At 44.6% G+C, this 13,239-nt stretch carries 8 protein-coding genes; 6 read left to right on the forward strand and 2 right to left on the reverse strand.

Annotation, left to right across the window (positions count from 1 at the left end; genetic code table 11):
• Positions 1 to 216 precede the first annotated feature (216 nt).
• A complete protein-coding gene (gene ygjK / locus HOP38_RS20610) occupies positions 217 to 3,018 on the forward strand; it encodes an alpha-glucosidase (protein ID WP_198558857.1) in 2,802 nt (933 codons plus the stop codon).
• Between the two features lie 261 nt (positions 3,019 to 3,279).
• Here the strand turns inward: ygjK and yqeB are convergent, their stop codons facing one another.
• Entirely contained in the window at positions 3,280 to 4,869 is a 1,590-nt protein-coding gene (yqeB, locus tag HOP38_RS20615) for a selenium-dependent molybdenum cofactor biosynthesis protein YqeB (protein ID WP_198558858.1), read from the reverse strand.
• Positions 4,870 to 4,891: 22 nt separating this feature from the next.
• A complete protein-coding gene (gene yqeC, locus HOP38_RS20620; RefSeq protein ID WP_198558859.1) occupies positions 4,892 to 5,695 on the reverse strand; it encodes a selenium cofactor biosynthesis protein YqeC in 804 nt (267 codons plus the stop codon).
• Positions 5,696 to 5,752: 57 nt separating this feature from the next.
• Here yqeC and HOP38_RS20625 point away from each other — a divergent pair, with 57 nt between their 5' ends.
• From HOP38_RS20625 to HOP38_RS20645, 5 genes are all read left to right on the forward strand, one after another.
• Positions 5,753 to 6,346: an NTP transferase domain-containing protein gene (locus HOP38_RS20625; RefSeq protein ID WP_062458980.1), complete on the forward strand. Its 594-nt coding sequence runs from the start codon at positions 5,753 to 5,755 to the stop codon at positions 6,344 to 6,346.
• Positions 6,347 to 6,640: 294 nt separating this feature from the next.
• Complete coding sequence (gene ygfM / locus HOP38_RS20630) at positions 6,641 to 7,438, forward strand: molybdopterin-dependent oxidoreductase FAD-binding subunit (RefSeq protein WP_198558860.1); 798 nt, start codon at positions 6,641 to 6,643, stop codon at positions 7,436 to 7,438.
• Positions 7,438 to 10,308: a molybdopterin-dependent oxidoreductase Mo/Fe-S-binding subunit gene (locus HOP38_RS20635; protein ID WP_198558861.1), complete on the forward strand. Its 2,871-nt coding sequence runs from the start codon at positions 7,438 to 7,440 to the stop codon at positions 10,306 to 10,308. The genes ygfM and HOP38_RS20635 overlap by 1 nt, the downstream gene beginning before the upstream one ends.
• A 118-nt stretch (positions 10,309 to 10,426) precedes the next feature.
• Complete coding sequence (guaD, locus tag HOP38_RS20640) at positions 10,427 to 11,743, forward strand: guanine deaminase (RefSeq protein ID WP_038223055.1); 1,317 nt, start codon at positions 10,427 to 10,429, stop codon at positions 11,741 to 11,743.
• A gap of 116 nt (positions 11,744 to 11,859) precedes the next feature.
• Positions 11,860 to 13,218: an NCS2 family permease gene (locus tag HOP38_RS20645; RefSeq protein WP_038227720.1), complete on the forward strand. Its 1,359-nt coding sequence runs from the start codon at positions 11,860 to 11,862 to the stop codon at positions 13,216 to 13,218.
• Positions 13,219 to 13,239: the final 21 nt, after the last annotated feature.

Genomic DNA, 13,239 nt, shown 5'->3' on the forward strand with positions numbered 1-13,239 from the left:
TTGCTTTATATTCATTTGGCGAATAATACTATTTAAATTGTCAAGTAATGTAGTGCAACGAAAGTAATCTTTCCCCATAACCACAAATTTTCCTTCGACATTTATTGAGTGAATAACGCTAGTACGTACTATTCATCCCACATCCCATGCGTAGAGATTTGTTCTGCAAATCTCAATTAATAATAGTGATAAATATCACAATAAATGGATTGAAAGATGAAAAAGACTATCTTGGCTATTTTTGTAGGTTCGGTTATTTCCCTCTCTGGTTGCAACAGTTCGAGTTCAGATTCGACAGAAACACTACCTTCAACAGACGTAAGCAATTTTGTTAACGTATTAGATAGAGTAGGTAATCCGGATCGAATGAAAGACCGTGATGCGCAAAGTAACTTAAGTTATAACGCTTTTACAGACTTAGGCGCGTGGCATGGTCATTTATTACCAAGCGATGATTCTGCGATAGGTTCTGCTGGTGGTATTATGATTGTTGACCAGGAGTACTCTAGTTATATCGCTAATGAAAACTTTGACAAACTTACTCTAATTGACGCAGATAACAATCAAGAAATAAATTTGTTATCTGCGGAAGTTAAGGCTTTTTCTACACCAGACGCGTTACATCAAGTTATCGAAAATAATGAATTTAAGATAGAAATGACGACACGTTTTGGTACTAATCGTTCATCTATTATTGAAACCAAAATCAGCAACAAGTCAGATCAAGTGCGTAATCTTAAACTTGTTTGGACGGGTGGTTTCTTAAGAGACTTTAGTACGGTAGGGGATGATGTCGCCGCTAATACGGTTTATAAGGCGCTTACTGGCGAAAACGGTGGTGTTGAGCTGACGTTTAAAAAAGCAGCGTCTTGGTCGGGCTTAAAGAGTGAAGAGGGAGCTGAGTTTTTTGTGACTCGCTCTATCGGTAATGCAACTACTGCAGTGACCGACTATAACTATCGTTCTGAAGGTTCGGTCACTATTAACGCGAATGGCAATACTACTTTCTATAACGCGTACTCTTATGTACACAACCCAACAGAAGCTATTAGCGAAGCAAGTGCGGTGAGCACGTTGTTGCAGCAAGGCGCAACAGCAATGAGCACCGCTAAGGCTCGCTGGAATGACTATTTAAAGCATGGATTAGCTAACGACTCTGCGACTAAAGCCGAAAGTAATGTTGCAGTGAAAGCCATGATGACCCTTAACGGAAACTGGCGCTCACCGGCGGGTATTGTTCAACACGGTACTGTTACGCCATCGGTAACGGCTATCTGGTTCTCAGGTAACAATACCTGGCCTTGGGATACATGGAAACACGCGTATGCGATGGCTCATTTTAATCCAGATGTGGCGATGGAAAATATCCGTACTGTGTTCCAGTTTCAAGTCAAAAATGACGACCCAATAAGACCGCAAGACGCAGGCTATTTGTTGGATGTTGTTAACTACTCGCTACCACAAGATCGAATTGATTCTGGTTATTACGACGACAAATATGACATTCCTTCTGCGGCACAAAACGATGCGTCAATGAACTGGAATGAGCGTAATACAAAGCCTTCGTTAGCGGCTTGGGCTGTAATGGAAATCTACCATTCTCTTATCAACGAATTTGGCCGTGCTAATGATGCTCAAGCGTGGATTGATGAAATGTATCCAAAGTTGGTGGCGTATCATGATTGGTGGTTATCAAATCGCGACCACAACTCGAACGGCGTCCCAGAGTACGGTGCAGCCGTTGATCCTTCGCACAACACTGATGATGGGCATATGTACATTAAAGTGTGGACAGAGTTAGGTGACGATCTAAAAGCTCTGGTAGGTGCTGATAAGGTGAAAGAGATTGATAGCAATGGCACGTCGAAGCAGTATCAAGTTATCGGTGTGGACTCGTATAACTTAGTTCTGGATAACTACGAAGAGCTGGCTATTACTGGTTACAGCAATGGTTCACAAACAGCGACGTCATGGGAATCGGGTATGGATGATGCCGCTCGTTTTGGCTTTATCTATGATTTAGCGAAAACCAACTCTCGCGATTGGATCACGACAGTATCTGCAGCAACGGAATACGATCAGTTAGGTCGCTATGCTCAACAGCACTATAACTTCGATAACACGATTACGGGCTCGTCAGAAAACTGGGCCTACAGTGACGTTTCTGATGCAAACATGGCAAAACTGCGTGATGCACGCAAAGACTGGCAAGTGCGTTTTGGTGAGAACCACGATAGTGGCAGCAACCTAGTTGGCTTCTCTATGCTGCAAGAATCGGTAGACCAAGCCTCTTACATGTACAGTGACAACAAGTATTTATCTGAAATGGCTGGCTTAGTCTCTGATGGCGTTGAAGGGAAAGACCGTGGACAAGAATTTGTGGAGCATGCAGAGTATATTAAAGACTACATCAACACTTGTATGTTTGATTCTGCTACCTCGTTCTACTACGACATTCGACTTGTTGACAAAGATGGTAAGAGTTTCTTAGATTCATCAGGAAATCCAGTACCTGGCGCTGATTTGAAGCGAGTGGATACACCTTATCAAGGCAAAAATGTTTACTGTGCGGGTGTCGTACTAACTGAACGCGGTCAGGCTCCAGACGGCTGGTCGCCATTGTTTAACGGTGCGGCGACTCAAGCGAACGCGGACAAAGTCATGGATGTCATGCTTGATGCGAGTAAGTTTGATAGTTCTACAGAATATCAAGGTGAAGGGGTGTCATTAGGGACGGCAAGTCGTGATAACCCAGCTTACGGAGCTGATATCTATTGGCGTGGGCGTGTATGGTTGGATCAATTCTATTTCGGCCTTCAAGCTCTTGAGAAGTATGGACGCCATAATGATGCGGTACGTATCGCTGAAGACCTGTTCCAAAACGGTGAAGGCTTTGGTAGCGACGGCGCAATTCGTGAAAACTACAACCCAGAAACAGGTGCGGTTCAAGGTGCCAGCAACTTCAGTTGGTCAGCAGCCCACACTTACATGATGTACCGTAACTTCTACGGAAAGTAGGTGAGTTAGCTCTGTAAGTTCTAATAAAAGGAAACGCCTGATGAGACCATCAGGCGTTGTTTGTTGAAATGTAGTGATATCAAAAACCTTCGTCATTTCCTTGAAAAAGGAAACCTCCGCTAGCGCATCGCTAACTCAATTTACTTAACGTGCTCACCACGTTTGGTTTTCTACGCGTTGTAGAAGGTCCTCATTTTCATGAGGATGACGGACGTAAGCCAGCAAGGCGTCGTTATGTGGGTGATGGGTTATTAATACCCACTATCGACCACTTAAACATAACATCGCCTCAAGAACACCGCCTGCAACAGCGCGCGCTTTATCAGAAATCGTGCAGTGGTCAACACTTTCACCACGCGGATCGACATCGCCTACCTTAAAGCCTTGATGAACGCTCAATCCGTTATTTAGCAAGCCTCTGACTTTACCGCTTAACGGTGCATAAACAACCATGTCATCGACTTTCGCAATAGGTTGCCCTTCTTCAACCAAATCGCCAAGTTTCACTTCCGCAGTGAAGATACCTACGCCAGGCGCTCTAATCACCCGTTGCTCTGTATAACCTAGAATGCTACCTGGTATACCTGAATTAGGCTGACATGGACCGTCGTAAATTACTCGACCGAGTTGATGTCCACGATTGGTTTCTATTGCTGCGTGACAGTCTTCACCAGCGGTAAAACCAGGGCCTAAAGCGATGGTGACTGGTGCCATTCCTTTGTGTGTGCCAAGGTTCTTTTTCGCAAGAATGGCATCAACGACAAAATCAGGCTTGATGGCCTCGGCGAGTTTTCCTGTTTCGTCGACAAACACAGGAATCTTGCCTTTTTCTAACAATCGGCAGGCTTTATCAAAAGACTGAACTTTTTCTGCCGTAATGCCTTCTACCGTGACAGGTTTGCCGTAGAGGCATTGGCCGAATGAAACCGAGCAGCGAATCATTGTTGGCTTCTCAATATCACTCATGACTACTTTAAAGCCGGAATTGTGCAATCTCGCAGCGACTCCGGTTGCGATATCACCCGCACCGCGTACTAGCACCAGTTTTTGATTAAAGCTACCAACGCTTTCTTTCAATTTGGCCCCTGAAGCGCCATTTTTCGCGTTAAGTACTTCAGCCAAAATACTGATGGCGATTTCTTCTGGTGTTTCAGCGCCAATATCAAAGCCGATAGGAGAGTGGATATGATCGATTTCTTCTTGACTGGTGCCTAATTCGCGTAAGCCTTGGAATAGCGTTTGTACTTTTCTGCGGCTGGCCATTAAACCCGTATACGTGGTCTTTTTCTGGGCGATTGCGTTGATAGCGTCTTGATCTTGGTGGTTGGTGGCGATAATCACGTAGCTATCTGGTGTGATATCAAGAGAGTCAATGGCACTGAGCATAGTGTTGCCTAGTACTCGATGAGTGCCTTGGGGGAAATGCTCCTCTGCTAAGCTGCCCTCATAAGCATCGACAACAGTAATATCGAATCCTAATGGAGCGGCGGCTTGGGCAACGGCTCTGTTTACATGACCAGCCCCAATTAAGTAAAGGCGAGGGCGAGAGCCATAGACATCAATTGAAAGCGTCATTGCACCGCCACAATCCATACCCATCGCTTCAGGGCCGGTACGCGTCATTCGTCCAGTAACGACGCGAGGTTTGTTTTCTTTTATTGCTTCAATGGCTTGCTCAATAACGTAGCGTTCTATCATCCCACCACCAATAGTGCCATGAATTTGTCCGCTTTGTTCTACGAGCATGGTTCCAGTATGACGAGGAGAAGAGCCTTTTGTTTCAATGATATTGGCAAACGCAAATGGTGTATTGGTTTGCTCTAAATGTGCTGCCTTGGCGAAAATGTTCATCCAAACTACCTCTGTGTAAATGCTATAGAGTCCGATTGAAAATGTGGTGGATTGGGTTATCTGTCGTCATTTGTGTTATCGCGAGTTGAGCGAGCTGAGGTTCTTCATCAAATATCTGCTTGGCCAATTCAGTCAGTTGTGCTTTATCGCTGGCTAAATCGAATCTATTGATGACCCATATTTTTTTTTGTTGCTCACTGCATCCTTTAAACAGACCTTGGTCGCTATGCACTAGTGCTTGAATTTGATTTTTCCCGATGACTGACCCTTCGTTGCATTTCGTTAACATACTGAATTCATTCCAACGATGAATGGCTTCAGGATTAGCCGGGTTAAGTATCGGATCTGCACCAGTGACACCAATTACCACATCACTATGGTTAGGAATGCAAGGCTCGTGCCTAGCAGGTGCCTTAAGAGGAAGTCGGTGTGAACCATCTGCTTCGATGATAAAAACAGAGTAAAGTTGCTGATGTTTTAGGGATTCAATCTGCTCGTTAGATAGGCCACGAACTTTCACTTTTTCATCGTTGTCGCTTGGAGATAAACGTTCACTATAAACAAAAGCAATACCCGTTGATGGTAATGGTGAATGTGAGGCAAAGTCCGTGACTTGATTCAGCTCTGGCGCATTAGGAAAGTACATCTTGGTGGTTGTCGTGACACATACTTTGTGGCCAAGTTGCTGGTATTCATTAGCAAGCCGATACAAGAGTTGTGTCTTTCCTCCGCCACCCACTAAGGAAATAGTTATTGGTTCACGGACACTGATGGTTGTTGAAATTAATGAATGTGCAAACTCGGAAAAAGAATTATTTGACGACATTGGCATATTTACCCAATTCAATAGATTAAAATACAAAAAACTCAATTCGAATTTCGTATGATAAAAAATAAAAATAATATTGACTGTGTCATTCCAGCAGCCGGATTATCGTCTCGAATGGGATGCTGGAAATTAACTCTACCTTATAAAGACAATACGATCTTAGAGCAAAGTATCACAAATGCGTTGTCATTCTGTACTCGTGTGATCTTAGTGGTTGGGCATAGAGAAGACGAGTTGATTGAGCGGTTTCAAGACAACACAAAGGTCACCATTGTACGAAACCAACATTACCGCTCAGGCATGTATTCTTCACTTCAATTAGGCATTAATGAGGTCGACACAGAGTTCTTCTATATCAGCCATGGTGATATGCCTTGTATCGAAAAAGAAATTTATAAAACTCTTTGGGAACATAAGGTTACTGGCACGTTGTTCCCGGGTGAACCACACGCAACAGGCCACCCTGTGTTGATACATACGGCAAGCTTTAAGGCTCAACGAGACCAAGGAAACTTTGATTCGATGAAGTCGATTCTCAAGTTAGGAGAGATGGCATACCTTAGACTTTGCGACCCAACTATTCATTTAGATGTAGATACTCCCGAAGCCTACCAAAAACTGCTTAAGTTAACGCAATCAAAGTATTAACTATCAACTTGATAAAATAGTATCGAAAGTATCAATTTGATATTCATCTATCACCTAATAATGAATAATTAATTTGTTAATTGATGGTTAAAATCAATGACAATAAATAACACTTGGCTAGTCTGTGTAGTTTAATTTGATATTGAAAATCACGATCTATATCGCAAATTCTTTCAATATTAGACCGAGCTCACGAATACTAAATAACAAAGTAAGCATTGGCTCAAATGTTGCCTTTTACCTAGTAACAGTTTTTCTGTAATTCAATCTAATCAATGCTAAAAGGCGAAGAATATGAATATTAAATACCTCACGCCGGACACAGTGAGTGCAGCGTTGGAGCTTAAAGCTAACCATGGAAGTCAAGCGGTGTGGTTTGCCGGAGGATCTAAGTTAAACGCAGCACCGACTCGCAGTGATGCAGGTGTTTTTGTCGCAATCGACAAACTTGGTTTGGACTATATCAAACTAGATGGCAACACCCTCACTTTGGGCGCTATGAGCCGAATTCAAGATCTTGTCGATAGTGAGTTAGTCCCAAGCAACATTAAACAAGCTGCGGGCTTCATCTATTCAAGACATCTAAGAAATCAATCAACGATTGGTGGTGAAATAGCTGCGCATCAGTGTGAAGCTCCGCTAGTTCCTGTCCTGATGGCTCTCAATGCTTTAGTTCGCTTCGCGGATGATAAGCAGGTTGAATTGGAAGCTTACATTCAGCAACCAAGTGATGAGCTTATTAAAGAGGTCGTTATTCCTGACATCACGCTTGCTGCACTAAGCAAACGAGTAGCAAGAAGCGCTGATGGCCTACGCGTTATTAATGCGTCGGTGTCTGTAGATAAGCAAGGCAAACAGATTGTTGCTATGGAAGGGGTCGCGACTCGTTTTGACGAAATCGCTAAGCCAGTAAGACTGCGCGATGTTGAAGGTCTGACATTTAGTGGTGATGAGCTAGAGCAAGCCATTAAGAATTCAATTCACGCCGTGGAGGATATTTGTGGTAGCGCTGAGTACAAAACTTACCTAAGTGCCATCGTGATCTCTGACCTACTAATTGAATGCCGTGAAATGGCGAAGGGGGTAGCGTAATGTCTATTCAATTTAATCTTAATGGCCGACCTGAAACGGCTCATTGCGCACCAGAAACCAACGTTCAAACACTATTGCATTCTATGGGACTGCATTCGGTCCGAAATAGTGATGATGGTTGGGGTTTCGCGGGCTCAGATGTTGTGTTGTTCAACGGCAAACTTGTCAACGCATCACTGCTTATCGCAGCTCAGTTAGAAGGTGGCGAAGTAAAAACGGCCGAAGCACTGTCCTCTTGGAATCAACTCAGTTTAGTTCAACAAGCGATGATCGATGTTGGTGTTGTTCAATCGGGATATAACGACCCTGCATTGGCATTGCTGTTGACTGATTTACTAGAGCGTATTCAACAACCTACACGCGAAGAAATAGACGATGCTCTATCTGGTTTGTTTAGTCGTGACGCTGGTTACCAACAATTCTATGAAGTTGTTGAATTGGCGGTGAAACGCCAAGCTGATCCTCAATACACCGAGATGTTTGCGCCAGAGTTTAGAGATGACTTGGATGTAGTTGGTAAGAACTGTCCAAAACTCGACTCTGCGAAAATGGTTCAGGCTAAGCCTTGTTATGTAGAAGATAGAATTCCTGCAAATGCTTGTGTCATCAAAATGCTGCGCAGCCCACATGCTCATGCTTGGATCACGCATCTAGATGTTTCTAAAGCAGAAGCCTTACCAGGTGTAGTAAGTGTCATCACTCACCTTAACTGTCCTGATATTCCTTATACGCCGGGTGGTCAAAGTGCGCCAGAGCCTTCACCGCTTGATCGACGTATGTTCGGCCAAAAAATGCGTCACGTTGGTGACCGCGTTGCTGCTGTTGTTGCCGAGTCTGTAGACATAGCTAACGAAGCGCTGAAACTGATCGATGTTGAGTACGAAGTACTCAAGCCTGTCATGAGTATCGACGAAGCGCGCGCTCCAGATGCACCAATTGTTCATAACGAGCCAATTGAATATGGAGTAGGGGCACCAGACGATCTAGAGCAACAAAATGCGAACGCTGATCCTCGCGAAGGCAAACTGATTGTGAATTTCCCAATTGGCTGTGAGCCAAGAAAGAACATCGCAGCGGGCGTTCGTGGACACATTGGTGATCTAGACAAAGGTTTTGCAGAAGCAGACGTTATTTTAGAGCGTACTTATGAGTCGAAGCAGGTACAGCAACTGCCAGTCGAAACGCATATCTGTTACAGCTACATGGATGGCGATCGCGTCATCATGCACGACTCTACACAAGTGCCTTGGCACGTACGTCGCCAAGTCGCCAAGATCCTTAATGTGAAACAGAACAAAGTTCACATCGTCAAAGAGCGTGTTGGTGGTGGCTACGGCTCAAAACAAGACATCCTTCTTGAAGACGTTTGTGCTTGGGCAACCTATACCACGGGTCGTCCAGTATATTTCCACCATACTCGCGAAGAAGAGTTTATTTGTAACTCCACTCGTCACGTAGCGAAAGTGACCGTGAAACTTGGGGCAACCAAAGACGGTAAGCTTACCGCTATTGATATGGAATTCCTTGCGAATACTGGCCCTTATGGTAACCACGCATTAACGGTACCATCAAATGGTCCTGCCTTGTCACTACCGCTTTACCCTTGTGATAACGTCGATTTCCGAGTTACTACGTACTATTCAAATATCTGTCCAACAGGTGCTTATCAAGGTTATGGTGCGCCGAAAGGTAACTATGCATTGACGATGGCGATGGCGGAACTTGCGGAAGAGTTAGGTATTGACCATCTCGATATGATTGAGAAAAACCGAGTCGTTGAAGGCCAAGAACTTAAGATTCTTGGTGCTATCGGCGAAGGTAAAATGCCTACCACCACTCCTAAGGTACACAGTTGTGCGTTAGAAGCGATTCTTCGTGAAGGTCGCAAGCTCATCGAATGGGATTCACCAAAAGATCATCAAGGTGATTGGAAAGTGGGTCGCGGTGTAGCGATCATTCAACAGAAATCAGGGATTCCTGATATCGACCAAGCGAACTGCAGCATCAAGATGGCTTCTGATGGTACTTTCATCGTTCATTCAGGTGGTGCAGACATCGGTACAGGTCTTGATACAGTGATCGCCAAGTTAACTGCTGAAGTTCTTAAGTGTCCACTGGAAGATATTACGATTCATTCTGGTGACACTGACCATGCACCTTTCGATAAAGGCGCGTATGCCTCTTCTGGTACTTGCTTCTCAGGTAATGCAGCAAAACGAGCTGCAGAAGCGATGCGCGAGAAAATCTTGAAGTACGGTGCGGAAATGCTTGAAGAGTCGGTTGAAAATGTACAAATCGTCGCACCTGGCTTGGTAAAAGGGCCTAATGGTGAAGTGACATTCTTCGACATCGCTCATAAAGCAGAAAGCGGAACGGGTTGGGGACAACTGCTGGCTTCAGGATGCTTCACCACTGCTGAGTTCGCTTTCCCTTACGGGGCAAACTTTGCAGAAGTTGCCGTCAACACTAGAACCGGTGAAATCCGACTTGATAAGTTCCATGCATTGCTCGATTGCGGTACTCCAGTGAACCCTGATTTGGCACTTGGTCAAATCTACGGTGCGAGTATGCGCGCTATCGGTCACAGCTTATTTGAAGAGCTTATTTACGACGACAACGGTGTGCCAATCAATACCGATCTAAAGAGCTATGGTGCACCGAAGATTGGTGACATTCCAAAAGATTTCAAAGCAGTGTTGGTGCCAAGTGATGATCCAGTTGGACCATACGGTGCGAAATCTATCTCTGAAATTGGTGTAAACGGTGCAGCGCCTGCCATTGCAACAGCAATTCATGACGCTTGTGGCGTATGGCTACGTGAGTGGCACTTTACACCAGAGAAAATCCTCAAAGGTCTCAATAAATTATAACAAACAGTGCGGCAGCGGAGACCAAAAAACGCTGCCGCACATTTATTCCAAATAACGGGAAGCAATGCCTCTGTTAGTGAGCAAAGTAGTGAATAGGGGCGTTAAGGTCGAGGTAATTATGCAATATACCCAATCAATTAAGGCTATTAGGGCTTCAATACTTGATATCACAAAAGTAGTTGATAAGCCTGAAGATATCGAACAGCACGTACGTTTTATTGAAGATGGACTTCTTCTTGTTGACCAAGGTCGTATCGAGTGGGTCGGCGAGTGGGAAGAAGGCAAAGATAAGGTCCCGGACTCAGTACGTATTCGTTTTTATCCAGGCAAAATTGTCATGCCAGGATTTATTGATACCCATATTCATTACCCACAAGCAGAAATGGTTGGCGCGTATGGTGAACAGCTACTTGAATGGCTGAACAACTATACGTTCCCAACAGAAGCGCGCTATAAAGACAGAGACTACTCCAAGGAGATGTCTAAGTTCTTTATTAAGCAGTTGCTTCGAAATGGTACGACAACAGGCATGGTATTCGGAACGGTTCATCCAGAGTCCGTAGATGCACTGTTCTCTGAAGCAAACAAACTCAATATGAGAATCGTCGCGGGTAAGGTCATGATGGACCGCAACGCGCCAGATTACTTACTAGACACACCGGAGACAAGTTACAACCAAACAAAAACACTGATTGAGAAATGGCATAAAAAGGACCGTCTGCTTTACGCGATTACCCCAAGATTTGCACCCACTTCCACACCGGAACAGTTGGAAATGGCGCATAAGTTAAGAGAGGAATACCCAGATACGTATATTCATACGCATTTGTCAGAAAACACGAACGAAATTGCTTGGGTTAAAGAACTTTTCCCTGAACAAGACGGTTATTTAGATGTTTATCACCATTATGGCCTGACTGGATCAAAGAGTGTATTCGCACATTGTGTTCATCTAGAGGACCAAGAGTGGGACTGCATACAAGAAACGGATTCAGCTATCGCGTTTTGTCCAACTTCGAACCTGTATTTAGGCAGTGGCCTATTCAAAATGCAGGAGGCGTGGAAACGAAACGTGAAAGTAGGTATCGGGACGGATATCGGCGCAGGAACCACTTTTAATATGATGCAAACGTTAAACGAGGCATACAAAGTTGCTCAATTGCAGCAACAGAAGCTCTCGGCGTTTGAGGCATTATATTTGGCGACATTAGGTGGAGCGAAAGCACTCTCTCTAGACCACCTATTGGGCAACTTTGAGGTTGGCAAAGAAGCTGACTTTGTTGTGATTGATCCTTGTGCGACACCGCTCCAGCAACTTCGATACGACAACTCTTCTGAACTTATTGAAAAACTGTTTGTGCTCATGACCCTCGGTGACGATAGAAGTATTTATCGTACCTACGTTGACGGGTGTTTGGTTTATGAGCGCAGCTGATTTTATGGCAAATATAGCAAATACAGCAGATGCATTGGTCTCAATACAAGGGATGACCAAGACTTAATGAAAAGGAATATAACATGTCCGAAAATATCTCAAATCAGCAAAGTACGATGGAGATTGCTGAAGATAAACCCACGTCAACCAACAATAGTTGGGTCGACAATTACTTCTTAATCTCACAACGTGGTAGTAACTTTAGGCAAGAGTTAATTGCCGGACTTACTACCTTCTTAGCCATGGTTTACTCAGTGATCGTTGTACCAAGCATGCTTGGTGTTGCTGGGTTCGATCAAGGCTCCGTCTTTATCGCCACCTGTTTGGTTGCGGCATTTGGTTCACTGCTCATGGGCTTTTGGGCTAACTTGCCGATGGCTATTGGTTGTGCGATATCCCTAACCGCCTTTACCGCTTTCAGCTTGGTGCTCGGGCAAGGAATATCTATACCTGTTGCGCTGGGAGCGGTCTTTTTAATGGGTGTGGTCTTTACTGCGATTACCGTTACAGGGGTAAGGCAGTGGATCCTAACAAACCTACCTTTTGGTATTGCGCACGGCACGGGTATTGGTATCGGTTTGTTCTTGTTACTTATCGCAGCGAATGGTGTTGGACTTGTGGTGAAAAACCCAGTGGAAGGTCTACCTGTTAGCTTGGGTGAGTTTACATCGTTCCCAGTAATCATGTCAGTACTTGGCTTAGCCGCGATTTTCGGTTTAGAGAAGCGTCGTGTTCCTGGCGGTATCTTACTGGTTATTGTTGCGATTTCTGTGCTAGGTCTGATGTTTGACCCAAGCGTTAAATTCCAAGGTGTATTCGCCATGCCATCGTTTGGTTCAGGTGAAAGCTCACTTCTTGGTTCAATGGACATTATGGGGGCATTAAGTCCACTTGTTCTACCAAGTGTATTGGCCTTGGTTATGACAGCGATTTTTGATGCGACTGGTACGATTCGTGCGGTAGCGGGACAAGCTAATCTACTCGATAAAGATGGCAACATCATCAACGGTGGTAAAGCACTGACGTCTGACTCAGTTAGTAGTATTTTCTCTGGTTTTGTTGGTGGTGCGCCAGCAGCGGTTTATATCGAATCTGCGGCAGGTACTGCTGCGGGTGGTAAAACAGGTCTGACTGCCGTTGTGGTAGGTGGCTTATTCCTATTGCTACTGTTTCTTGCTCCACTAAGCTACCTTGTTCCTGCTTACGCCACTGCACCTGCACTGATGTATGTGGGTCTATTGATGATGAGTAACGTCAGCAAGCTTAATCTCGATGATTCTGTTGATGCGTTATCAGGTCTTGTTTGTGCGGTGTTCATCGTACTAACAGGTAACATCGTTACAGGTATCATGCTTGGCTTCCTAACACTAGTATGTGGCCGTGTGGTATCAGGCGAGTGGAAGAGACTTAACATTGGTACTGTGCTGATTACTATCGTATTGGTGGTGTTCTACGCGGGCGGTTGGGCGATTTAAGACGCATGTCGATAAGCTCGA

This window comes from Vibrio mediterranei, assembly GCF_013364395.1.
GTDB lineage: Bacteria > Pseudomonadota > Gammaproteobacteria > Enterobacterales > Vibrionaceae > Vibrio > Vibrio mediterranei.

Bases quoted from the DNA above. Each gene is read 5' to 3' on its own strand.
- ygjK (WP_198558857.1), top strand. From the start codon at position 217: ATGAAAAAGACTATCTTGGCTATTTTTGTAGGTTCGGTTATTTCCCTC.
- yqeB (WP_198558858.1), bottom strand. From the start codon at position 4,869: ATGAACATTTTCGCCAAGGCAGCACATTTAGAGCAAACCAATACACCA.
- yqeC (WP_198558859.1), bottom strand. From the start codon at position 5,695: ATGTCGTCAAATAATTCTTTTTCCGAGTTTGCACATTCATTAATTTCA.
- HOP38_RS20625 (WP_062458980.1), top strand. From the start codon at position 5,753: ATGATAAAAAATAAAAATAATATTGACTGTGTCATTCCAGCAGCCGGA.
- ygfM (WP_198558860.1), top strand. From the start codon at position 6,641: ATGAATATTAAATACCTCACGCCGGACACAGTGAGTGCAGCGTTGGAG.
- HOP38_RS20635 (WP_198558861.1), top strand. From the start codon at position 7,438: ATGTCTATTCAATTTAATCTTAATGGCCGACCTGAAACGGCTCATTGC.
- guaD (WP_038223055.1), top strand. From the start codon at position 10,427: ATGCAATATACCCAATCAATTAAGGCTATTAGGGCTTCAATACTTGAT.
- HOP38_RS20645 (WP_038227720.1), top strand. From the start codon at position 11,860: ATGGAGATTGCTGAAGATAAACCCACGTCAACCAACAATAGTTGGGTC.